Consider the following 19,473-nt stretch of genomic DNA (forward strand, 5'->3'; position numbering starts at 1 on the left):
CAATGAAGAAAGACATTTCAACCCAAGAAGACATAAAGCTGCTCGTAAATACGTTTTACCACCACGTAAACCAGGATGAGTTACTATCGCCGGTGTTTAACGGTTTTGCAAACGTAGAATGGCAGCAGCACCTGCCCATTATGTACAGCTTCTGGAGTTCGCTGCTTTTTGGGAGCATGTCGTACAAGGGCCAGCCGTTTCCGAAGCACATGCGCCTGCCCATCCAGCAGGAGCACTTTTTGCGCTGGACAGCACTATTTACCAAAACTGTAGATGAGCTTTTTGAAGGCGTTAAGGCTAGAGAAGCAAAGCAAAAGGCTAAAAGTATTGCGCGCATTTTCCAGATGAAAATGGGCCTGCTCAGCATACTTGATAAGGAGGGATAAGCAGTACCGCAGCCTTCCTTGTCATTTTATAAGAGGCAGTAGCACCACCAGCTACTGCCTCTTACATTTTACGGCAATCATACTTAGGTGTAGAGCAAAGTATTGAAGGCATTTATACTTTCGAAAGAGGCCTGCATTTATTTGATGTCTAGGCAAGTTGCGCGGCACAGCCTTTTTTAGCTAACAACAAGGCTACAACTTGTCCTCTTATTAAGAATTTGCCCTTCCATACCTTATATACTGTTTGTGCTCAACTCCACTTTCAATAAGCTCGGCAAGCTAACTAGACCATAACAACCTACTGCACAAACCAATAGCTTTTCTTTCAATATGTGGAAAACTAAATTTAACCCATCGCATTATAACTTTGATTATCTTAACGTATATACCACTTTAAGCAAAAGCAGCGCAACGTTTTAGTGCGGTGGCAAGTATAAGGCCAACTTATTTTTTTTGAATATTACCGGCATCAATGCTTGCACATCCAAAAGGCGTTCTATATATTTGATTTACATTTCTGATAAAAACTGTTTAATAACAAGTAAACGCTACAATATGATATAAAGCTCTACGTTAACTTAATGTAGCTTTAAGATGAATACAACTACCCAGATGAGCGACTCAGCATTGGTGTCTCTCTACATCGCAGGTAATGAAGGTGCGTTTGAACAGCTTGTAAACAGGCACAAAAACAAAGTCTACACCACTATTTTATTGATTGTAAAGGACTCGTACACGGCCGAGGACCTCATGCAGGATGCTTTTATCAAAGCCATCCACACCATGAAGGGTGGACGTTATAACGAGGAGGGCAAGTTTTCTTCCTGGATATGCCGTATTGCACATAACCTGGCAATCGATCATTTCCGTAAAGAGAAAAGAAGCCCGGTGATCACGCTGGAAGACGGCAGCAACGTGTTTAATAATATGTCTTTCTCTGAGGACTCTGCGGAGTCGCTGCAGATAAAAGAGGACACGCATGCCCGTTTACGCGAGCTTATCCAAACGCTGCCACAGTCGCAGCGCGAAGTGCTTATGATGCGCCACTACGCAGAAATGAGCTTTCAGGAGATAGCTGACGCTACCGGTGTGAGCATCAACACTGCCCTGGGCCGGATGCGCTATGCGCTGATCAACCTCAGGAAAAAGATGCTAAACAGTAATATTGCGTATGATACAAACCTCTACTCAGAATGAACTGATCCAGTACGTATATGACGAGTTGGCCGACGACGCCTGCGCGCAGCTGGAATCAGCGTTAATGCAAGACTCAGAGCTGGCCGAGGGCTGCTCCGACCTGCTCCTGCTCCAGCAGCTCCTTGATGGGGCAGCAAAAGCGCCAAGCGAACGCTCGGTACAAAACATATTAAATTACTCAAAAAGCTTAAGTTTGCAGTCTTAACTGATTGCAAGCTTTTTTTTATGCAGAAAAAGGAACGCTACAAGCTCCTGATTGAGTACTTTACCCAACACTTTCCGGAGCCGGAAACCGAACTGGCTTACAGCAACCCTTATGAGCTGATACTGGCCGTGGTGCTGAGCGCCCAATGCACCGATAAGCGTGTGAACATGGTAACGCCTGCCCTATTTGAGGCTTACCCAACGGCTGAGGCACTGGCCACTGCAACGCCTGAGGATATTTTTCCGCTGATCAGAAGTATATCATACCCAAACAACAAGGCCAAACACTTGGCTGGTTTAGGCAAGATGCTGTTGGAAAAGTTTAATGCGGAAGTACCTAACACTGTGGAGGAACTGGTGAAGCTGCCGGGCGTTGGCCGTAAAACAGCAAATGTAATAGTTTCTGTTATCTGGAACCAGCCAGCCATGGCCGTTGATACGCACGTGTTCCGGGTAAGCAAACGTTTGGGTTTAGTAACAAAAACCGCCAAAACGCCACTGGAGGTAGAGAAGCAGTTGGTTGCCAACATTCCGGATGAGCTTATTTCCAAAGCGCACCACTGGCTTATATTGCATGGCCGCTACATTTGCCTAGCCCGCCGCCCTAAGTGCGAGGAATGCCCTCTAACCCATTTCTGTGCCTTCTTCCAGAAGAACTTCCCTAACATACCGGATGACCCGGAGAATAAACTGGGTGGGGTGTAGATTTAGAAGTATAAAACAGAGACAGGCAAGCTTTATAGGCTTGCCTGTCTCTGTTTTATACTTCTTCTAGCGGGATTGCATTCTGCCTCTCTCTTGCTGGGCGCCACGCTTACCTTTTTCCTGGTGGCGGGCTTTCATTTGCTCACGCTTCTGAGCCTGCAACTCCTCATACTTGGCATACTGCTTTTTGTTGAGGATGTCTTTCATCTCTTCGTTGTGGCGTTTATGAGCAGCCATCATTTCAGACCGCATCTGCTTACGTGCAGTAGCATCTTTCCGGTCGCTCTTCTTAAAACCTGCTCGCTTTGCCTCACGCTCTTTAACCTCTTTCAGGTGTAGGGCCTCTACTTTTTTAGCCTGTGCTTTAGTAAGATCAAGCTCTTTTGTTATACGCTCTGTTCTAGCTTTGGCTCTCTCTTCAGGAGATTTGCGCTCGCCTTTATGCTTATGCATTCTGGCTTCCTGGCGAGTTTTATTATTGTCTTGTGCTACTGCTGGTGCTACAGAGCTTCCTGCTATCAGCACACCTAGTGCAAGCATTAATAGGTTCTTTTTCATCTTCTTTGGTTTTAAGTAGGTTAGATAGATCAGCACCACAGCCTAGTTAAGGCGTTTTGTGCTTGTATTTTTACTTATCCAAACCATGTGCCAAAAACCAAATGTAGATTATCCACAAAGCCGACCCATCAATAACAACTTGATAATCAAATATTAAATATTTAATTAAATTAACCTAAAGGCTCTATATATGCTTGTTTGCCACTTGCGCCAGAATACTCTCTACCTGCCTTACCAGCTTTTTTCTGTCAAATAGATCTCGCGCTACTGCCTCTCCCCTTTTTCCGGTAGCTTGCAGCAGCTGCGGCTGTGCCAATACCTCACGCAGGGTTTGTGCCAGCGCATCCGGCTGCTCGGCGGGCGTGTACCAGCCACACTCATACTTCTCTACAAATGCTTTTGTCCAGCCGGGGTTGGTAACAATAGTAGGCGTGCCGCAGGCAAGGCTGTCATAAAACTTAGCAGGCGAATTACTGGCTAGCACGGCCAGATCATTAAAAGTCACTAAGGATATAGCAGCCAGTTTAAAGAGCTTAAACACGTCCGGCCTGGGCTGCGGCGGCAGCAGCAGCAAATTAGTGACTTGCTGTGCCAGTTCTTTTAGCTGTGGCTCATAGTATCCGTTGCCCGTCAGTACAAACATTATACTTTCATCCTGAGCCATACTTCGGATGGTTTGCATGAGGGTAGTCATGCTGTTGGCGCGGCCATAAGTGCCGGCGTACAGTACCACCTGCTTGTCTTGCAATTTATACTTTCGGCGCAGCTCCTCCACCTCCTGCTCCTGCACGGCATCCACCATATTAAAATCAGTGCCGTTATAGTTAGTCGTGATTTTCTCCTGCGGAATACCAAGGCTTGCTATATAATCCGTCATATCCGGAGAAAGGGTGATGATATGGCTAGCGCTTTCGTACAGGCGGCGCTCCATATTAAACAGCCGTTGCTGCAGCCAGGCATTTTGCACTGCCCCCATCTGTATCGGGAAACTCGGCCACAGGTCCTGCACCTCAAAAACCCACGGCACATTTCTCAGTTTAGCCACTTGAGAGGCAACCCAAGGCGTACTTAGCGGAGTTGAAACCGCCCACAAAACATCCGGCTTCTGCAGCTGCATAGTTCGTTTAAAGGCACTACCGGCAAAACCTGCAAAAGACTTAAGCCGTTTGCGCACACCCATTTTATTAGAGTATGGCGCAATACACTCCTGCAACTCTACCCTGTTGGGCACCCAACTGTATTTATTTGTAATACGAACTTTTCGCCAGCCGTCGCTTGTCACCAAGCTTATCCTATGCTTTTGCACCAGCTCCTCCATAAAAGTATAATGCCGGCACGTGGCGGGGCAGTCCGGATTATGGTGATGCTGATTAAGGAGGGCAATATGCATTCTTGATTGTTGAATTGGTGGATCGTTACATTGATGCGCGTAGAATTTTCTTTTCAGCAATGTAACAGCTAAGCCATTTGGCTTTTAAAAATTACCGTCGTTTCTCTGGTTTATACTTTGATCCGTCAAAAATCTTGCGGTAATCTGTTTCGGCCATTAACTCTGGCAAACTCACATCCGGGTTACGTTCCATGTACTTCCGCACAATCTGCCAGCCTAACCAGGCGCCTATCCTGCCGGGAGCAGTGGCATCAATTTCAGGTGTGTTCGGGCGCTCACCAATATATTTATTTATGTTGAATGGAGTTTTATCAAACAATAATTCCTTCTCTACAAAATGTGCCCAAATCCGGCCTTCGTTATGGAACACATCTGCAATTTGCTTATCTGTGTAAGAGATGATCAGCGAATCAGGCACGCACGGCAAAACCTCTTTTACAAAATAATATGCCTTGCCCATGCCAATCATTTCGGCTAGCAATGTGCGGTCTGCAAAATTGGTATCGTTGAAACGGTTGGATAGCAACAGCATGGCGGCAGGCACCATTTTACCCGGCTCATAGCGGTTCAGTATATACTCGTAGGCCTGCGGGCGATACTTTGCTTCCGGTCCAATGAAGTAGTCTATCCCAAACACGATCAGGCTGTCAGAAACATACAAGTCGTTGCCCAGAGTACCAAGGCCAGTTACAAAGGTCTTTACCTGCGGCGCTTCAAATTCAGGGTAGTTATACTTAAGCACTTTGAAGGCGCCTTCCAATTGTTTTTCCTGCTCCTCCATATCCGCAAAAGTATACATGGCCTGTTGCGCCAGCGAGTCTAGGGCTGGGTTGGTTGCAAGGCCGTATAGCGGGTTGATAAAAGCAGAGTCGGACGGATACTCCCCCTGCTGCAGGTACTGCTCCGTAAAGTATGGGTTTGCTTTGATAAATTCGGCTATATCCGCTTTTGTATCAGCCGCAAAAAAAGGCTTCTCCAGCCGCTCTATCTGCACCTCAACCGGAATTTTGGCAATTTCTTCAGGCAGTTCGCACCCTTTGTCACCGCATCCGAAAGAAAATACAAGTATGGCAAGTATAAGTAATCTATAATACATGTTTCGTATCTTTGTACAAAAATAGGGGGTTACTTCGTAATAGGGTAACACAAAGTATAATAAAAGCTATGCTGATGAAGAAAATTACACTCTTAATGCTGTTTTTGTGCGCTGGGTTCACATCTATGGCTCAGGTTGAGATCGGTTTGCAGTTATCTCCCACCATTTCCGGCAACCGCTTCGTGGCTGAAGACAGGTACAACTTTGAGAAGGAGAGCAACAAGCTTCGCCTTGGCGTTGGCGTGGTGGTTGACTACTTTTTTGCTCAAAATTACGCTTTCAGCACAGGTTTAATGTACCGCAGCAAAGGCTCTGAAATTACTTATACCGAAACAGACGACAGCGGTTTTAGCCGTTCTGCGAAAGACGATATTTCAGTGCAGTACATTCAATTGCCGATTACGCTTAAGCTATTTACCAATGAGGTAGCCCCAGGCACAATTTTATACTTCCAGGTGGGTGGCTCGCTTAACACGAAAGTGGCTGCGCAGGTAAACGACAAGAAGGTAATAAACAGTGAGAAGGTTATAAAGCGCTTCAATATTTTTGAAACGGATGCTATCTTAGGAGGCGGCGTGGAGTTTCAGATGGGTCAGAGTACAAAGGTTTTCGGCGGACTTACTTACCACCGTGGCCTTACTGACATAGACGATTTTTATGAGGAAAAATTTGATGACAAGAATATCTCTGTAAAGAATAACGGTGTGTCCCTGGATTTCGGACTGAAGTTCTAGATCAGCCACCGGGGTTATAATAAAAAAGCCGCTGCTAGTAATTAGCAGCGGCTTTTTTGTGAGTAATTTAAATTACTTCTTCTTCTTTATCTTGCACGCCATTCATGTCGCTGAAGGCGGATCGCAATTCAATTTCCTCTCCTCTGCTATCCATCACTTTAAACTCAAGAATGCCAAGGGAGGTGTCTTTTACTAAGCTCACCCACCTGAAGTACTTGAAGAACCACTTCACCTGTCGTGAGATCAAGCCTTTGGTATAGTAGGCATGCACAAACGGGTGTAAGTATACTTCCAGACTCTTGTGGTTGTGGCTGGTCAGCAGGTCGTCTACCGCTGCGTCAATTTCGTCTGTTACCAGAATACTGGCAGATGTTTTACCGGTGCCGCCACATGTTGGGCAAACCTCTCCGGTTACAATGTTTTGCTCGGGCCTTACACGCTGTCTGGTGATCTGCATCAGGCCAAATTTCGAGATAGGAAGGATCGTAGACTTCGAACGGTCTCGCTTCATTTCCTCCTTTACCACCTCGTATACTTTCTGGCGGTTTTCCGGCGACTTCATATCAATGAAGTCAACTACTATGATACCACCTATATCCCGGAGACGCAACTGGCGGGCCACTTCTTTGGCGGCCATCATGTTTACGTGCAGTGCGGTTGCCTCCTGATCGGTTTCAGTATTAGATTTGTTCCCACTGTTCACATCAACTACATGCAGTGCCTCGGTGTGCTCTATTACCAGGTATCCGCCTCCTGGTATTGTCACTGTTTTACCGAATGCAGCTTTTAGCTGTTTCTCGATGTGGAAGTGTTCAAAGGTCTTGGTTTTGCCCGTATAGTGCTTCAGGATCTTGATCCTTTCCGGCGCTATACTTTGAACATATGCCTTGATCTCGTCATAGAGTTGCGTGTTGTCAACTACTATGTTGTCAAAGCTCTCGTTTAATAAATCCCTCAAGATGGAGGAAGAACGATTGAGCTCACCAATGATTTTATCATTTGGCTTTGCTATTCTGAGGGTTTTAAAGCCCTCTTCCCAATTTGCTAACATGGTACGCAGGTCTCTGTCGAGCTCTGCCACATCGCGGCCTTCTGCCACTGTCCGGATAATCACGCCGAAATTCTCCGGCTTTATACTTGTGATCAGGCGTTTCAGTCGGTTTCGCTCCTCTTTGCTAACGATTTTCTTGGATACGCTTACCGTGTTTGAAAACGGCACGAGCACCAGATAGCGTCCGGCAAGAGAGAGCTCGCAGGATAAGCGTGGGCCTTTGGTCGAGATAGGTTCTTTTACAATTTGCACCAGCAGCTGCTGCCCTTTCTTGAGCACGTCAGCTATTTTGCCGAGCTTGTCTATCTCAGGCTCATACTTCGCCTGGTTTAGCTTGGGTGTTGCGTTCTTCTGTGTTTGCGCCGCTTTAACATACTTGTTAAGTGTTTTGATATTGGCGCCCAGATCGTGGTAATGCAAAAATGCATCCTTCTGGTAGCCAATATCAATGAAAGCGGCGTTCAGTCCAGGCATTACTTTTTTTACAGTTCCCAGAAAAATATCGCCTACTATGTAGTCCGTGTCCTTCGACTCGAAATGATATTCAACCAGTCTCTTATCCTGTAAAAGCGCAATGCGATCCCCATCTTGAGTAGAATTGATAATTAGCTCGTTGCTCAATTTCTCTCAAATGGTTATGTTGGATGTATAAGACCAAAGCCCACTTTAGCTTATGCAAAGTGGGCCCTCGTGAACGCAGAAGAATTACTTCTTCTTATGTCTGTTTTTTCTAAGGCGCTTCTTTCTTTTGTGTGTAGCGATCTTATGTCTTTTTCTTTTCTTTCCGCAAGGCATAATCTTGTAGTTTTTGTTTTATGGATGATTTCTTTAACTCTCTACTGTAATCTTGCCAGATACTCGTCTGCCGAGGAATTCAAGGCCGGATCCGTGCTCATGCCCTTCACCTTGTTAAATAATTCTTTAGCCTCTTCGTTCTGCCCCGTCTCAGCCAACGCCACACCCAGGTAGAAGGTTCCTTCCACGTGCTCCGGGTTTACCGCAACAAGCTTCTGGAAGTGCCCTACAGCCTTATCAAACTGGTTTGACTGAATGGACAGAATGCCAAGGTTAAACAGCGCCTTCTGGTTGTTAGGGTCTGATGTCAGCACCTCGCGTAGCATGGTAATTCCCTGCATCGGATTTGAGGTCGCGATATAGGTCATGGCTACGTTTGTTTTGGCATCATGGTCAGAAGGGTTGTTCTTTAACACCTGCTCATACATGCTGCGGGCTTTTGTACCCAACTCGCTGGCACGCTCCTGTGTAGCGGCAAACGTAAAAGCCTCATAGTAAGCGTCTCCGGCTCTTTTAAAGCTTTTCTCACCTCCACGGGCCTTAGCGGCAACTTCGTAATAATATCCAGCGCTATCATACTTGGCAGCGTTGGCATAAGCCTCCCCAAGTTCTACAGCCACACGACTGCGTGCCTGCTCATCGGTAGCCTTGTTATACTTGGCGCGCGCTGTTGTTAGCGCCATCAGCTGCTCTGGTGTGGCTGTTCTGTGAGCGTCTACCGCTGGTCCCTCTTCTGCTGCTCCGTGGTTGTGGCCATCATCTTCTGAGTGGCCTTCCGGCACGGCGGCAGTAGTCTGGTTTCCGGCTAGGTTGTCCTGATCGTCATTATCCACAACAACTTTAGGCAAAAAGAATAGAACGGCCACCAACGCGATGGCTGCAACAACTATCAGTATTTGTGTCCGTTTCATTCTTTTTGCCTTAGTGCTGTAATGCTTTATTCAATTTAAGATCAGCAAAGATACAAAAAATTAAGAATGCGTAAGCTCCTGAATCTTTTTGCTGTTCTTGATCTTCTGAATGAAGGTCTTAGACGGTTTGAAGCTTGGAATAAAGTGCTCGTCGATAATGATAGATGTGTTTTTAGAAATGTTACGAGCTACTTTTTTCGCACGCTTCTTATTCACAAAGCTACCAAAACCTCTCACGTAGATGTTGTTACCATCAGCCATTGAGTCCTTCACCACTTTGAAGAAAGCCTCGATTGTAGACTGTACATCTGCTTTATCAATCCCTGTCTTATCAGCAATCTCTGATATTACTTCTGCTTTAGTCACTTTCTTAGATTTTTAGGATATTAATAATATGTTAACTTTCTAATCTTTGGAAATCAACCTGTTCCGTGAAACGGTAAATTTCGGGGCACAAAGGTAGTTTTACTTTTCGAATAGTAAAAGCTTTAGTGCTAAATTATTAGGGATGAAAAAAAGCCATTTTTAAGGCGTTTCACCTGCCGTAATGCAACCGCTGCTAAACACTTACCATCTGGTAACGCTTCTTGCCTGCCATTATTTTAATGTTTACCCATTGGTTCTATACTTGCGCTTGCCTTAAACAATGACGTAACTTGCCTGTTCTGCAAACTTTAAGCGATACAATTAATGTCAACTGCCGAATACGCGCATTTCTCAAGAACACTCCTACAATGGTATGGCCGGCACAAACGTTCCCTGCCTTGGCGCGATACTACTAATCCATACTTTATATGGCTTTCGGAAGTAATCCTGCAGCAGACGCGTGTGGCGCAAGGCTTGCCTTATTACGAGCGCTTTGTAGCGGCATACCCTACCGTGCACGATTTGGCTGCAGCCCCGCAAGACGAGGTGCTGCGGCTTTGGCAAGGACTCGGCTACTACTCCAGGGCCCGCAACATACACCACACAGCGCAAATAATAGTAGGAAAGTATGAGGGCAAATTTCCAGGCAGATACGAAGAACTGATAAAGCTGAAAGGAGTGGGCAGCTACACGGCTGCGGCCATAGCGGCTTTTGCCTTTAAAGAGCAGGTGGCCGTGCTGGATGGCAATGTTTTTCGGGTGTTGTCGCGTGTCTTTGGCATCTCGGACGATATTGCCGCCCCCGCCTCCCGAAAAATATTCCAGAAACTGGCCGATGAACTGGTACCCGCCAATGAACCGGACACCTACAACCAGGCCATTATGGAGTTTGGGGCCATACAGTGCACGCCCGTAATGCCCGACTGCCTGTTCTGCCCGCTGCAGCAGAGCTGTTTTGCCTTTAACCATGGCATGGTGCAGGAGCTGCCGGTAAAATCGAAGGCCAAGGCGGCGCGGCCACGCTTTTTCCACTATATTGTGTTTGAGCTGGAGGGTAGCTTTTACCTGCGCAAGCGCCTGGAGGGAGACATTTGGCAGGGGCTTTATGACTTCTATCTTTATGAGAGCGACACCAAAGACTTGCCAACCGAGCGCCTCCTGCAGGAACTACGAGAAGCAGGCGTGCCAGTACAAAATGCGCAGCTGCAGCCGCCCGCTAAAGATTATAAACACGTACTTAGCCACCAGAAAATAACAGCGCGGTTTTACCGTATTAAGCTTAAAGCGCCTTTAAAAGAGGAGGTACTTCAGGAGACAAGGTTAGCACTTTATAACACCGAAAAAATAGAGGCCTTACCGAAGCCAGTTTTGATCAGCAGCTATTTGAAAGATGCTAAGATTTTAGTATATTTATAGGCTGAAACTTTTCTGGTAATAAAAGCATTCTAGTAGTTCAGTAAAAGCCATATTTGCCTCCAGCTTGGTTGTTGGAGTAGCCCAATTAAACGTTATATTTAGACAAAAAAAGACATGGCAAGTGTAAACAAAGTAATCCTGATCGGAAACCTGGGCAAAGACCCGGAAGTACGTCACTTGGAAGGTGGAGTGGCTGTTGCCCGCTTCCCAATCGCAACTTCCGAATCCTTTAAGGATAAAAGCGGACAGAAGCAGGAGCGCACCGAATGGCATAATATTGTGGTTTGGAGAGGTCTTGCAGAGGTAGCAGAAAAGTACCTGCGTAAAGGCAATTCGGTTTTTATCGAAGGCAAAATCCGTACTAACAGCTACCAAGATAAAGAAGGCGTTCAGCGTTATAGCACCGAGATTGTGGTGGATAACCTGACCATGCTCGGCGGCCCTAACGGCGGTAGCGGCAACGGCGGCGGTGACTATCAAAGCTCTAATGCGGCAAGCAGCGGAAACTACAGCGCTGCTCCAACGGCCAGCAAAGGCGGCGGAGCTGCCGGCGGGTTCCAGAATGATGAGCCGGACGACCTGCCGTTCTAACCTATGTTCCATTAAACTGAACAATCTTGGAAAGTACAGATCCCGGAGACCCCCTAAGTTATAGTCTACTCCAACTTTTACAGAGTTCGCTAACGCAACTTAGATTTGAATACCTGGCTGCCATAGCAGGCGGCTTGATTTTATTGCTGCTCTCGGCCCTGACCTCAGGTGCCGAGGCAGCATTTTTCTCTCTTTCGGAGCAGGAGCTAGAGCAGTGCAAAACAAGCAAGCACCCCGCTGAGCAACGTGTGTATCGCCTCCTGCAGGACCCGCGCAAGCTTCTTACCACTATACTGATTTTTAACAACGGCATCAACGTTGCCATCATCACGCTATTTGCCTATGTGGCCTGGCAGGTGTTTGGCACCATGTCTTTGTCTGTTGGCGCTTTTGCACTGTGCATGCTGTTTGCCACGTTCTTCATTGTTTTTTGTGGGGAGGTGCTGCCAAAAGTATACGCTCAGAAACAGCGCATGCCGCTGGTAAAGCGTATGGCAGGCGTGCTGGACAGGCTACAGGTTTTAGTGCGTCCTATCTCCTGGCTGCTAATTTCTATCAACGAGTATGTAGACCGCAAATACATTATCAGGGGGTATACCCATACGATAGAGGAGCTACACCATAGCCTAGATGTTGCGCTTATAAACGCCGACACCTCGCCGGAGGAGCGCAAGATACTTCGCGGCGTGGTAAACTTCGGGGCTATTTCTGTAAAACAGATTATGCGGCCGCGCATTGATATGGTGGCTTTCAACACAGCCCTTACACTACCTGAGCTAATGCCGGAGATCGTGAAATGGGGTTATTCGCGCGTACCTGTTTATAACCAAGACACTGACCACATTGAAGGTATACTTTACGTGAAAGACCTTTTGCCGCACCTGGGCAAAGGGCAAGACTTTAACTGGCAGCAGTTAGTGCGCACGCCATTCTTTGTGCCGGAAACAAAGCGAATTGCCGACCTTTTTCAGGACTTTAAGGAGAAGCATGTGCATATGGCCATCGTCGTAAATGAGTATGGTGGCACAGTGGGCTTGCTCACACTAGAGGATATTGTGGAGGAAATTGTAGGCGAGATTAATGATGAGTTTGACGATGATGACGATATTATTTACTCTCAACTCGACGAAAATACCTATATCTTTGATGGCAAAACCTCTTTGCATGATTTCTGCAAAATTACAGAGGTGCCTTTTGATGCCTTTGATGAGGTAAAAGGTGAAAACGAAACGGTGGCTGGCCTGATGTTAGCGCTGTTCTCCAAAATCCCGAAATCCGGCGAAGACGCTTCTTTCGGGCGCTTCCATTTTACTGTAGAGTCGGCGGACTTAAAGCGTGTGAAACGAGTAAAGATCAATGTCACAAGTAAAAAAGAACAGTATCATAAAGTTGGGTAGCCTAAAAGCGTTTATGTGGTTAAGCCTGCTAGCAAGCATGGCAGCCTGCGCAGGCGAGGAATATACTCCAAAGCCTAAAGGGTATAACCGCATTGATTTGCCATCGCAGTCGTACCAGCAGTTGCAGGAGGCACACCCGTATACTTTTGAGTACTCGCAGCACGCCAAAATACGCCCTGACTCTTCCGGCATTGCACAGCCGCACTGGATTAATATCATCTACCCCAGCCTGGGCGCCAATGTGCAGCTGACGTACAAGCAACTGCAGAGCAACCCCAAAATGCTGAACGACCTGGTGGAGGATGCACGTAAACTTACCGCCAAGCACCAAATTAAAGCCTACGCCATCGAGGAATCCCAGATCAAGGTGCCTACCGGCGATATAGCTGCGGTTTTCGAGCTGGAAGGCGAAGTGCCAAGCCAGTTCCAATTCTACGTCACTGACTCTACCGACCACTTTCTACGCGGCGCTTTATACTTCCGCACCGCCACCCAAAACGATTCTTTAGCTCCGGTTATTGAGTTTGTGAAGAAGGACATCGTACACTTGCTGAATACACTGGAGTGGAAATAGGCTGGTTGTTGATTGTTTTTTATTGCTTGATAAAAAGCTGAGCAGGAATAAAAATCCTGTCCATCCATGCATCCTGTAAATCCTGATTCAGACAACAAGTATAAAGTATAAAGCCCCGGCAGCATTTACTCCTGTCGGGGCTTTTGCGTATTTTTGTAATCTATACTTGCCAATCTTTCACCCTAAGCAAGCCAGAGCACGTGAGCAATTTCTTCAATACCAAAATAGAATTTCTGAAAGGCGTAGGGCCGATGCGGGCAGAGCTGTTGCAGAAGGAGCTCAACATCCATACCTACGGCGACCTGATCCAGCATTACCCCTTCCGCTACCTCGACCGCACCCAGTTTTATAAAGTGGCCGAGCTGGACGAGAGTATGCCCTATGTGCAGGTGCGCGGCCGCATCCGGGGCAAGGAGCTGATCGGGGAGGGACGCAAGCAGCGCCTGGCCGCTACGCTGGTAGATGAAAACGGCGACCAACTGGAGCTGGTTTGGTTTAAGGGTGTGAAGTGGATGCAGAAAACGCTGAAGAACCACACCGATTACATTGTGTTTGGCAAGCCAACCTCGTTTAACGGGCGTTTTAACATGGCGCACCCCGAGCTGGAAGAACTGGCCGAGGAAAAGCAAACCACCTCGTTTCTGCAGCCGGTTTACCATACCACCGAAAAGCTGAAAGCCCACCGCATCGACAGCAAGGTGATTGGTAAGATGATGGAACATCTGCTCAAAGTGGCCTTGCCGCAGGTACAGGAATCGCTCTCCCCAGAGCTGATTGATACGTATAAGCTGATGGACAAGCAGAGTGCTTATGCGAACATCCATTTTCCTGAAACCGCAGACAAGTATAACAAAGCTAAATTCAGGCTTAAGTTCGAAGAACTTTTTTACATACAGCTGCGCCTGTTCCGTCAGAAGGTGGTGCGCAAAGCCGACCTGAAAGGGCAGATTTTTAACCAGGTGCCCACGCTCACGGAGTTCTATAAAAATCACCTGACCTTCGACCTGACCAATGCCCAAAAACGGGTGGTGAAAGAAATTTACGCCGATCTGAATGCTGGCAAGCAAATGAACCGCTTGCTGCAGGGCGATGTGGGCTCGGGCAAAACCATCGTGGCCTTCATCACCATGCTGATTGCCGCAGACAACGGAGCGCAGTCGGTGCTGATGGCGCCAACCGAGATCCTGGCCGACCAGCATTACGTGGGGCTGAAGAAGTTTGCCGAAAGCTTAGGTATAAACCTGGGCAAGCTCACCGGCTCCACAAAAGCTAAAGACCGCAGAGTGCTGCACGAGCAGCTCCGCTCCGGCGACATGAAAATGATTGTGGGCACGCATGCCTTGCTGGAAGACGTGGTGCAGTTTCAGAACCTGGGCTTGTGTATTGTGGATGAGCAGCACCGTTTTGGCGTGGAGCAACGCTCCAAACTCTGGCGTAAAAACCCGCGCATTATTCCGCACGTGCTTGTGATGACAGCCACGCCAATTCCGCGCACGCTGGCCATGACACTGTACGGTGACCTGGATGTATCGGTGATTGATGAGCTGCCGGCAGGCCGGAAAGAGATCGTAACTGTGCACCGCTTCGACTCGCACCGCCTGCGCGTGTTCCAGTTTATCCGCGACCAGATAAAGCTTGGCCGCCAGGTATACATTGTGTACCCGCTGATAGAGGAATCGGAGCAGATGGAAAATTACAAAGACCTGATGGATGGCTACGAGAGCGTGAAGCGGGCATTTCCGGAGTATAAGGTAAGTATGGTGCACGGCAAAATGAAGCCGCAGGACAAGGACTACGAGATGCAGCAGTTCGTGAAGCACGAAACGCACATTATGGTGGCCACCACGGTAATTGAGGTAGGCGTGAACGTGCCCAATGCCTCTGTGATGGTGATAGAAAGTGCCGAGCGCTTCGGGCTTTCGCAGCTGCACCAGTTGCGCGGCCGCGTGGGCCGTGGCGCCGAGCAAAGCTACTGTATCCTGATGACGGGCTACAAACTGAGCAAAGACAGCAAAACCCGTCTCGAAACCATGGTGCGCACCAACAACGGTTTCGAGATTGCCGACATTGACCTGAAACTACGCGGACCCGGCGACCTGATGGGCACTCAGCAAAGCGGCGTGCTCGACCTGCTCATCGCCGACCTTTCCAAAGACGCAACCATACTTCAGGAAGCCCGTGCCGCTGCCCAAAAAGTCCTGAATGAAGACCCGCAGTTGGAACAGCCGCAGCACCTCAACATCCGCCGACATATACAGTCGCTCAGCGCCAACACCGTGAACTGGAGCAGAATCAGTTAAGTTAGAAAGTTAGAAGGTTAAAAAGTTAGAGAGTTATAGGCTCCTTAATGTGATTGGTTTGTACTAATGATAAAGGAGAAGTGTGCTTACCTTCTTTTTCTAATCAAGCAGATATTCCCCTCCTCGGAGGGGTTAGGGGTGGGTCTTTCATGCTACACCTGTAAAGGCATACTTAATCTGCAGCAGCTAATTGATATTATCATCTACGCTTAAGTATAAGCTGATTCATCCCCATACATTTCTCAAAAAGCTTACCTTTGCTGCGTCTGCGGTACTTTGGTTAAGTATAACCGGGGTTTAAAGAGGAACCGTGTGTAAATCACGGGCTGACGCGCAACTGTAAGTAACGTTTATACTTGCTGCCATTATAAGTCCATTGTCCGGAGGAAGGATGAGAAGGGCCGCAGCGAGGTTACAAGCCAGGAGACTTGCCACAGACACATACACGCATGCTTTCGCGGATAAGGCCTGTGGACAAAGTATAAACGGCAACACACTCTTGCCGTTATCCCTGCTTTTCCCCTCTCCTACTGCTGCGCCAGTCTGCATTTTATACAGGTGTTTGCCGCAAAGCTACACTTTAGCCAAAGCTGCCTTTGCGCCTGCACCATAACAACAGGCATACTTAAACATTATACTTTATGAATTTAGAAGAACGCATTGCGCAGTCCGAAACCCGCATTTTTAAAGCCGTATTCCCGAATACTACCAACCACTACGACACCCTTTTCGGTGGCACCGCCATGCAACTCATGGACGAGGTAGCCTTTATCGCCGCCACCCGCTTCTGCCGCAAACGCGTCGTTACCGTTTCCTCAGACCGCATAGACTTTACCCAGCCCATTCCGGCAGGCACCATTGTAGAGCTTGTAGGCCGTGTAATGAGTGTAGGCAACACCAGCCTAAAAGTACAGGTTGAGATTTTTGTGGAGGAAATGTACTCTGACGTACGCATAAAAGCCGTAAGCGGCAGCTTCGCTTTCGTAGCCATAGACGAGCACAAACACCCCGTGCGCGTGCTCCCCGACTAAGCCAAAGTATATCCCTGCTCCGCCAGAAGTTCCACGAGAAACAATAGTTAGATTTTATACTTTATCAAATTCAGATTAAGTATATTCGGTGGGCTTATTCGGATCAATCCAGCTGCTGATGGATGGGTAATGGCAGTAGCTACTGAAATCTACTAGTTGGGGTATAATAATATAATATGAATGAAGAAGTAGAGGGTCATTTAAGAAGCTTAGAACTTTTAGAATCTAAAGTTAAACATTCTGCAAAAGTTCTGATGCAATCGGGAAAAGGCATATACGATTTAGACTTTTTAGCTAATGCAGCTTTAAACAGGACTTTATCTACGATTAATGGGTTCCTATTATTGACAAGAGCAAATAATTTTAATTGTGCGGCTCATCTAATAAGAATCCACTTAGATACCTTTTTAAGATTCGCCGCTGCATGGCTTGTAGATAATCCACACGAATTTGCAAGGAATATTCTTGAAGGTAAGAAGGTTAGCGCAATGAAGGACAGAGCAGGAGTATATATGTTAGACAGAAATTTAAAAGAGAAACTGTCTCAGCTATATCCTTGGGTCGAAAAGGTCTACGACGAAGCTTCTGGCTATATCCATTTAAGCGATAAACATATTTTTAACTCATCAGCATTAAAGGATGGAGGTACATTAGCATTTTCAATTAGCAGCGAAGACCGCTTTGTGAGTGATGCATCAAGGATTGAGGCGACAGAGCTTATGATTGAAATCACAAACTGTATCTGCCATTTTGCTAATGAGTATAGTATAGCAAAAGATAATCAAATTAATCTTGATGATGAAGGTTAAGACTTTATAGCCTTACCGTTAGCACTAAATTCAAACTACTTGATGCATCCGGTATAACTTACATCTAAAAATGAACAGAAAACTTACTCTCACCTTAATCATAGCCCTTTTAATCTGCTATCTACCATTGTTTGCACAAGGAGATTCGAACACAGAAGAAGTTGGAAGAACTGTTATAAAAAATGGCGTAGGCTTAGGTGCTGTCATTGCTGTAGTAGCCTCTTGGTCTAGAAATGCATCCATTCTATGGGCTATACTTCATGGACTTTTTAGCTGGTTTTATGTGATTTACTTTGCCTTTACAAGAAGGTCAGAAAGTTAAAAGGAATAGCAACTCTCTAAAATATCATAGGTTCTAAATTTTAATAACGCCACAATTTATTCCTACACCTCAGCCCAGGAAAGTAAAGACCTGCACAACAGGCACACAGAATAAACAGCAACAGCCAACCGTTGTTGTAAAATACTAGTACACGCGTTAAAACCCAGTTATACTACCCGTGAAAAAGCATTTTATACTTCTGGCGCTTTTGTGCCTGCTCTGTTTGCCGCAGTTTATACTTGCCCAATCAAAAACCAAGGCAGCCATAGCGTTTAATTACCAGCCCAACCCGGAGGCAGATCAGTACAACCAACGCCTGCCGCACAAATCCATACCTGTGGGGCAAAACGAGTTTATACTTTTAAACCGCCAGGGCGATGGCAAGTATGTTGTGGAGAAGTATAACGTAGACCTTAAAAAGCAGTGGTCGGCGGAGATACCGATGGCTGCAGGCGAGGAAGTAGAACAGTTTACGGCCAGCCAGGAGGCGGCATTGGTAGTAACGTACCAGAAAGAAAGCCAAAACCAGTTGCTGCACGCGCACCGCATCAACCTTAAAAACGGCCAAACAGACAAACCTGTGCAGCTGCTGGAGGCCCCGGCCAAAGGTCGGCGTGCAGGAGTGGCGGTGTCTGCCGATGGCTCTCAGGTGCTAGCTTACCGCTTCCATACCGACAACAGCTTTCAGATACAGCACATCAGCGGAACGCTCTACAACGGCAACCTGCAAAAACAGCAGGATGTAAAGTATGATCTCAGCGACCTGCGCGGCATCCTGACAGCAGATATAAAACTGGGCAACGGAGGCGAACAGTACGTGAACCTGATCTCGGACCAGATGAACCGCCTGAGCGTGCGCCAGTTTAAGCCGGGCAGCCAAGAAGCACAGGTAATGTCGGTGCTGGTGGGTGGCGTGTTTGGAGGCAAAAAAGTATACATCCGCGATACGCGCTTTGAGCTGATGCCAGACGGACAAATGTACGGCGCCGTACTAACCGCCGATGAAAAAACAGGCAGCTACTACAGCCTGAAAGCAGTAAAGTATGATTTTGAGAAAGAAGACATGCGCTTTGCTGAGGAGTTCAGGTTTACACCGGAATATGTGCAGAAGGTAAACGCACTGGATAAGGCCAACACGAACAACAGACTGCAAGATATCTACCTGACTGACCTGGTACTGACGCCAGAAAAACAGCTGCTTATACTTGCCGAAAAAAAGTATACCGAAGGCGGTGAGGATGCGCCATACTTTGCCAAAGAGATACACCTGTTCGCCTACGACGAGTACATGACTTTTGACTGGAACTCTGTGCTGACGAAGCAGCAGCAAGCCCCTGCTTCCGAGGGTTTTAGCGGCATTTCCTATAGCTCCTTTTTAGATGGCAACACGTTAAACCTGCTCACGCTGGAAAACCTCAATGGAAAGCATGATTTATACTTCCGCCAGATAAATACCGGCAACGGCAGCGCTTCAGCACCGCAAAACCTGCGCCTGAACATCCCGAATGATAGCAAGGCAGCCTATATAAAAGATTATACTACCTGGCTTGGCCAAAAAGACCTGGTAACGGTGCTCCGCAGCGGCAAACAAGAGCTGCAGTTAGTCCGCATCGAGGTTAAATAAAAGCTGTTGAAAGCAC

At 47.1% G+C, this 19,473-nt stretch carries 19 protein-coding genes and 1 riboswitch; of the genes, 13 read left to right on the plus strand and 6 right to left on the minus strand.

All coding sequences use genetic code 11. From position 1 onward, the window contains the following. The first annotated feature begins 2 nt into the window (after window positions 1–2). From Q1B04_RS11400 to nth, 4 genes are all read left to right on the plus strand, one after another. A complete protein-coding gene (locus tag Q1B04_RS11400) occupies window positions 3–386 on the plus strand; it encodes a group III truncated hemoglobin (protein WP_299758941.1) in 384 nt (127 codons plus the stop codon). A gap of 594 nt (window positions 387–980) precedes the next feature. Further along, a complete protein-coding gene (locus tag Q1B04_RS11405; protein WP_299758942.1) occupies window positions 981–1,583 on the plus strand; it encodes a sigma-70 family RNA polymerase sigma factor in 603 nt (200 codons plus the stop codon). After that, on the plus strand, window positions 1,558–1,788 hold the full coding sequence (locus Q1B04_RS11410; RefSeq protein WP_299758943.1) for a hypothetical protein: 231 nt from the start codon (window positions 1,558–1,560) through the stop codon (window positions 1,786–1,788). The genes Q1B04_RS11405 and Q1B04_RS11410 overlap by 26 nt, the downstream gene beginning before the upstream one ends. A gap of 20 nt (window positions 1,789–1,808) precedes the next feature. Beyond that, window positions 1,809–2,492 carry an endonuclease III gene (gene nth, locus Q1B04_RS11415; protein WP_299758944.1) on the plus strand — a complete coding sequence of 228 codons (684 nt, stop codon included), beginning with the start codon at window positions 1,809–1,811 and terminating at the stop codon, window positions 2,490–2,492. Window positions 2,493–2,558: 66 nt separating this feature from the next. Here the strand turns inward: nth and Q1B04_RS11420 are convergent, their stop codons facing one another. The 3 genes from Q1B04_RS11420 to gldB all read right to left on the minus strand — a co-directional run bounded on the left by Q1B04_RS11420 (window position 2,559) and on the right by gldB (window position 5,536). After that, entirely contained in the window at window positions 2,559–3,050 is a 492-nt protein-coding gene (locus tag Q1B04_RS11420; RefSeq protein WP_299758945.1) for a hypothetical protein, read from the minus strand. 184 nt (window positions 3,051–3,234) lie between these two features. Beyond that, window positions 3,235–4,440: a glycosyltransferase family 4 protein gene (locus Q1B04_RS11425; RefSeq protein ID WP_299758946.1), complete on the minus strand. Its 1,206-nt coding sequence runs from the start codon at window positions 4,438–4,440 to the stop codon at window positions 3,235–3,237. A gap of 91 nt (window positions 4,441–4,531) precedes the next feature. Beyond that, complete coding sequence (gldB, locus tag Q1B04_RS11430; protein ID WP_299758947.1) at window positions 4,532–5,536, minus strand: gliding motility lipoprotein GldB; 1,005 nt, start codon at window positions 5,534–5,536, stop codon at window positions 4,532–4,534. Window positions 5,537–5,610: 74 nt separating this feature from the next. Between gldB and Q1B04_RS11435 the strand changes: the two genes are divergently transcribed. Further along, window positions 5,611–6,270, plus strand: coding sequence for a porin family protein (locus Q1B04_RS11435; protein ID WP_299758948.1), 660 nt, complete (start codon window positions 5,611–5,613; stop codon window positions 6,268–6,270). A 67-nt stretch (window positions 6,271–6,337) separates the two neighbouring features. Here Q1B04_RS11435 and Q1B04_RS11440 read toward each other — a convergent pair whose 3' ends face one another. The 3 genes from Q1B04_RS11440 to Q1B04_RS11450 form a co-directional block, all read right to left on the minus strand. Beyond that, window positions 6,338–7,942 carry an Rne/Rng family ribonuclease gene (locus tag Q1B04_RS11440; protein WP_299758949.1) on the minus strand — a complete coding sequence of 535 codons (1,605 nt, stop codon included), beginning with the start codon at window positions 7,940–7,942 and terminating at the stop codon, window positions 6,338–6,340. Between the two features lie 215 nt (window positions 7,943–8,157). Beyond that, entirely contained in the window at window positions 8,158–9,027 is an 870-nt protein-coding gene (locus Q1B04_RS11445) for a tetratricopeptide repeat protein (protein WP_299758950.1), read from the minus strand. A 60-nt stretch (window positions 9,028–9,087) separates the two neighbouring features. After that, on the minus strand, window positions 9,088–9,393 hold the full coding sequence (locus Q1B04_RS11450; RefSeq protein ID WP_046309325.1) for an HU family DNA-binding protein: 306 nt from the start codon (window positions 9,391–9,393) through the stop codon (window positions 9,088–9,090). Window positions 9,394–9,717: 324 nt separating this feature from the next. On the opposite strand from Q1B04_RS11450, the gene mutY reads away from it, so the two are divergent. The 8 genes from mutY to Q1B04_RS11490 all read left to right on the plus strand — a co-directional run bounded on the left by mutY (window position 9,718) and on the right by Q1B04_RS11490 (window position 19,457). After that, window positions 9,718–10,809: an A/G-specific adenine glycosylase gene (mutY, locus tag Q1B04_RS11455; protein WP_299758951.1), complete on the plus strand. Its 1,092-nt coding sequence runs from the start codon at window positions 9,718–9,720 to the stop codon at window positions 10,807–10,809. 114 nt (window positions 10,810–10,923) lie between these two features. Further along, the gene (locus Q1B04_RS11460; RefSeq protein ID WP_299758952.1) at window positions 10,924–11,400 is read left to right on the plus strand and encodes a single-stranded DNA-binding protein; all 477 of its coding nucleotides are present in this window, start codon (window positions 10,924–10,926) and stop codon (window positions 11,398–11,400) included. Between the two features lie 26 nt (window positions 11,401–11,426). Continuing rightward, the gene (gldE, locus tag Q1B04_RS11465; protein WP_299758953.1) at window positions 11,427–12,797 is read left to right on the plus strand and encodes a gliding motility-associated protein GldE; all 1,371 of its coding nucleotides are present in this window, start codon (window positions 11,427–11,429) and stop codon (window positions 12,795–12,797) included. 13 nt (window positions 12,798–12,810) lie between these two features. Beyond that, window positions 12,811–13,371, plus strand: coding sequence for a gliding motility lipoprotein GldD (gene gldD, locus Q1B04_RS11470; RefSeq protein ID WP_299758954.1), 561 nt, complete (start codon window positions 12,811–12,813; stop codon window positions 13,369–13,371). Window positions 13,372–13,571: 200 nt separating this feature from the next. After that, a complete protein-coding gene (gene recG / locus Q1B04_RS11475; RefSeq protein WP_299758955.1) occupies window positions 13,572–15,671 on the plus strand; it encodes an ATP-dependent DNA helicase RecG in 2,100 nt (699 codons plus the stop codon). Window positions 15,672–15,923: 252 nt separating this feature from the next. Further along, a riboswitch (cobalamin riboswitch) is annotated at window positions 15,924–16,122 on the plus strand. Window positions 16,123–16,312: 190 nt separating this feature from the next. Next, window positions 16,313–16,702, plus strand: coding sequence for an acyl-CoA thioesterase (locus tag Q1B04_RS11480; protein WP_299758956.1), 390 nt, complete (start codon window positions 16,313–16,315; stop codon window positions 16,700–16,702). A gap of 176 nt (window positions 16,703–16,878) precedes the next feature. After that, complete coding sequence (locus Q1B04_RS11485) at window positions 16,879–17,511, plus strand: hypothetical protein (protein WP_299758957.1); 633 nt, start codon at window positions 16,879–16,881, stop codon at window positions 17,509–17,511. Window positions 17,512–18,011: 500 nt separating this feature from the next. Then, window positions 18,012–19,457, plus strand: coding sequence for a hypothetical protein (locus tag Q1B04_RS11490; protein ID WP_299758958.1), 1,446 nt, complete (start codon window positions 18,012–18,014; stop codon window positions 19,455–19,457). Window positions 19,458–19,473: the final 16 nt, after the last annotated feature.

This window comes from uncultured Pontibacter sp., from assembly GCF_947495565.1.
Classification (GTDB): domain Bacteria; phylum Bacteroidota; class Bacteroidia; order Cytophagales; family Hymenobacteraceae; genus Pontibacter.

Bases quoted from the DNA above. Each gene is read 5' to 3' on its own strand.
- mutY (WP_299758951.1), top strand. From the start codon at position 9,718: ATGTCAACTGCCGAATACGCGCATTTCTCAAGAACACTCCTACAATGG.
- Q1B04_RS11420 (WP_299758945.1), bottom strand. From the start codon at position 3,050: ATGAAAAAGAACCTATTAATGCTTGCACTAGGTGTGCTGATAGCAGGA.
- Q1B04_RS11435 (WP_299758948.1), top strand. From the start codon at position 5,611: ATGAAGAAAATTACACTCTTAATGCTGTTTTTGTGCGCTGGGTTCACA.
- Q1B04_RS11460 (WP_299758952.1), top strand. From the start codon at position 10,924: ATGGCAAGTGTAAACAAAGTAATCCTGATCGGAAACCTGGGCAAAGAC.
- Q1B04_RS11410 (WP_299758943.1), top strand. From the start codon at position 1,558: ATGATACAAACCTCTACTCAGAATGAACTGATCCAGTACGTATATGAC.
- Q1B04_RS11405 (WP_299758942.1), top strand. From the start codon at position 981: ATGAATACAACTACCCAGATGAGCGACTCAGCATTGGTGTCTCTCTAC.
- nth (WP_299758944.1), top strand. From the start codon at position 1,809: ATGCAGAAAAAGGAACGCTACAAGCTCCTGATTGAGTACTTTACCCAA.
- Q1B04_RS11445 (WP_299758950.1), bottom strand. From the start codon at position 9,027: ATGAAACGGACACAAATACTGATAGTTGTTGCAGCCATCGCGTTGGTG.
- Q1B04_RS11400 (WP_299758941.1), top strand. From the start codon at position 3: ATGAAGAAAGACATTTCAACCCAAGAAGACATAAAGCTGCTCGTAAAT.
- Q1B04_RS11480 (WP_299758956.1), top strand. From the start codon at position 16,313: ATGAATTTAGAAGAACGCATTGCGCAGTCCGAAACCCGCATTTTTAAA.
- Q1B04_RS11425 (WP_299758946.1), bottom strand. From the start codon at position 4,440: ATGCATATTGCCCTCCTTAATCAGCATCACCATAATCCGGACTGCCCC.
- gldD (WP_299758954.1), top strand. From the start codon at position 12,811: ATGTGGTTAAGCCTGCTAGCAAGCATGGCAGCCTGCGCAGGCGAGGAA.
- Q1B04_RS11485 (WP_299758957.1), top strand. From the start codon at position 16,879: ATGAATGAAGAAGTAGAGGGTCATTTAAGAAGCTTAGAACTTTTAGAA.
- gldB (WP_299758947.1), bottom strand. From the start codon at position 5,536: ATGTATTATAGATTACTTATACTTGCCATACTTGTATTTTCTTTCGGA.